The sequence below is a fragment of the Streptomyces palmae genome, from assembly GCF_004684805.1.
Classification (GTDB): domain Bacteria; phylum Actinomycetota; class Actinomycetes; order Streptomycetales; family Streptomycetaceae; genus Streptomyces; species Streptomyces palmae.
In genome coordinates, this window is the sequence record NZ_SRID01000578.1 from 1 (window position 1) to 2,733 (window position 2,733).

The following is a 2,733-nucleotide window of genomic DNA, read 5'->3' on the forward strand; positions in this document are numbered from 1 at the left end:
GCGACGGGGTGGGTGGAGGGGCGCTGGTCGGCGTCGTAGCCCCAGTTCTTGCCCCGGATGCCGAAGTCGGTCCAGGGACCGGTGTAGTGGGTGGCTTCGGTGAGGATCTGGTAGCCCATGTACTCGGCGAAGGACTCGTTCAGCCAGATGTCGTCCCACCAGGCCATGGTGACCAGGTCGCCGAACCACATGTGGGCCATCTCGTGGGCGATGACCATGGCGCGGTCCTGCCGCTGGGCGTCGGTGGCGGCCGAGCGGTAGACGTACTCGTCGCGGAAGGTGACCAGGCCCGGGTTCTCCATGGCGCCCAGGTTGAACTCGGGTACGAACGCCTGGTCGTAGGAGTCGAAGGGGTAGGGCTCGTCGAAGAGCTCGTGGTAGCGGTCGAAGCAGCGGGTGGTGATCTCGAGGATCTCCTCGGCCTCGGTGTCGAGGTGGCGGCCGAGTGAGCGGCGGACGTGCAGCCCGAAGGGCAGTCCGCGGTGCTCGGTGCGGATCGAGTGGTACGGGCCGGCGGCGACCGCCAGCAGATAGGTGCTGATGGGCGGGGTGGCGGCGAGGGCCCAGCGGCCCTGGTCGGGGTCGCCCACCCGCTCGGCGATGCCGTTGCCCAGGACCGTCCAGGTGGGCGGGGCGGTGACCGTGACCTCGAAGACCGCCTTGAGGTCGGGTTGGTCGAAGGCGGCGAACACCTGGTTGGCGTCGCCCATGCAGCACTGGCTGTAGAGGTAGGTCTCGCCGTCGGCCGGGTCGGTGAAGCGGTGCATGCCCTCGCCGGTGTGCGAGTAGGGCATGTCGGCCTCGACGCGCAACTCGTGCCGCCCCGGGGCGAGTCCGGTCAGCCGCAGGCGTTCGCCGGCGTACGCGCCCGGGTCCAGGGGGCGGCCGTCCAGGGTGGCCTGGTGCAGGGTGGTGGCCCTGAGGTCGACGAAGGTGTCGGCGCCCGCCTCGCGCACGCTGAAGGCGATGGTGGTGGTGGAGCGGAACACCTCGGGGCCGCGGGTCAGATCGAGGTCGACGGTGTAGTGGTGGGTGTCGATCAGACGGGCTCGGGTCTGCGCTTCGTCGCGCGTCAGTACGGACATGGCGTCATGCTGCCGTACGGCGGGCGGGCGGCGCCGGGGGATTTTCTGCCGGCAGAGCCACGGGGTGCCAGGCGGCGGGCCCGGCGGGTTTCCGGGCCGCTCAGCGCTGGTCGGCGATGGTCTCGTGGTGCCGGATCACCTCGGCGATGATGAAGTTGAGCAGCTTCTCGGCGAAGGCGGGGTCGAGTTTGGCGCTCTCGGCGAGCTGGCGCAGCCGGGCGATCTGGCGGGCCTCGCGGGCGGGGTCGGCGGGCGGCAGTTTGTGGGCGGCCTTGAGGTGGCCGACCTGCTGGGTGCATTTGAAGCGCTCGGCGAGCATGTGGACCACGGCCGCGTCGATGTTGTCGATGCTCTCGCGCAGCCGCGTCAGCTCGGCCCGGACGGATTCGTCGATCTCGCTGTTGGTCATGGTCAGACCCTATGCGGCCGGGCGCCGGGGCGGCGTGGACGTCTACATGGTGGTCGGGTGGTCCGGGTCGCGGGCACCGGGTGGGGCGGTACCGGCGTGGCCGGGCGGTGGTCCGGTGGTCCGGGTCGGGACCCGGACGGGTGGCGCCGGCCTCGCTCGGGCGGGGCCGGGTCGAGTGGCGTGCGGTGGCGCCGCCCCGGCCGGGAGGGGGAGTTCCGGCCGGGGCGGCGCCTGTCGGTGGCGGCTCAGCCGCCGAGCTGGGCCGCGCCGCTCTGGATGGCGCTGGCGAAGGTGCTCACCTCGGTGTAGACGCCGGGGTAGCCGGGGCGTGCGCAGCCCTGGCCCCAGCTGACGATGCCGACCTCGATCCACTGGCCGTTGCTGTCCTTGCGGAACATCGGGCCGCCGGAGTCGCCCTGGCAGGTGTCCACGCCGCCCTGCTGCAGATAGCCGGCGCAGATCTCCTCGTTGGGGATGATGTCGCCGCCGTAGGCGGACTGGCAGGTGGCGTCGTCCACGAAGGGGACGGTGGCCTTGAGCAGGTAGCGCTGCTGGCCGCCGCCCTCGGTGGCCGCGCCCCAGCCGGCGATGGTGAAGGTGCCGTTGTTGTAGGCGGTGGTGTCGGCGATCTTGAGCGTGGGCAGGTTGATCGGCTGGGCGAGCTTGATCAGTGCCCAGTCCTTGCCGGAGCCGTTGTAGCCCGGGGCCTGGAGCACCCGGGTGGACTTGACCTTGATGGCGTTGGGGCTCTGGAGGTCGACCGAGCCGGCGGTGACGGTGATCGAGGTGTTGGCGCCGCTGCCGCTGACGCAGTGCGCGGCGGTGAGCACCAGGGTCTTGGAGTAGAGGGCGCCGCCGCAGCCCATGGAGAGGCGGACCATGAAGGGGAACTCACCCTCCGCCGCGCGGGTGCCGCCCACCACCGGCTGGGTGGTCGACTGGGCCTGGCCGTCGTCCGACCGGGCGGCGGCGGTGCCGGGGAACAGGCTGATGCCGGCGAGCGCGACCGCGGCGAGCGCCAGCGATCTCTTCACGTTCTTCAGGATGTTCCGCAAGGGATGTCCTCTCGTGGGGGAGGGAGGGAACGGGAATTGGCACGCATGCTCGGCACACTCGAGACGCTTGGCACGCACATGCCAATCATTTGATGCGATTATCCGAACGCCACGAAGGGGGCTGCAAGGACCGCTTTCCGGCCAATTCCGTTCGCAGTACGGACAGTTGACGCCCACCCACCGC

General features: G+C 70.8%; 3 protein-coding genes. All 3 read right to left on the reverse strand.

Annotation, left to right across the window (positions count from 1 at the left end; all coding sequences use genetic code 11):
* A partial coding sequence (locus E4099_RS31125) for a M1 family metallopeptidase (protein WP_245245332.1) occupies positions 1 to 1,085 on the reverse strand: 1,085 nt, incomplete at its 3' end.
* Positions 1,086 to 1,185: 100 nt separating this feature from the next.
* Complete coding sequence (locus E4099_RS31130) at positions 1,186 to 1,494, reverse strand: chorismate mutase (protein ID WP_135342450.1); 309 nt, start codon at positions 1,492 to 1,494, stop codon at positions 1,186 to 1,188.
* Positions 1,495 to 1,739: 245 nt separating this feature from the next.
* Positions 1,740 to 2,549 carry a serine protease gene (locus tag E4099_RS31135; protein WP_135342451.1) on the reverse strand — a complete coding sequence of 270 codons (810 nt, stop codon included), beginning with the start codon at positions 2,547 to 2,549 and terminating at the stop codon, positions 1,740 to 1,742.
* Positions 2,550 to 2,733: the final 184 nt, after the last annotated feature.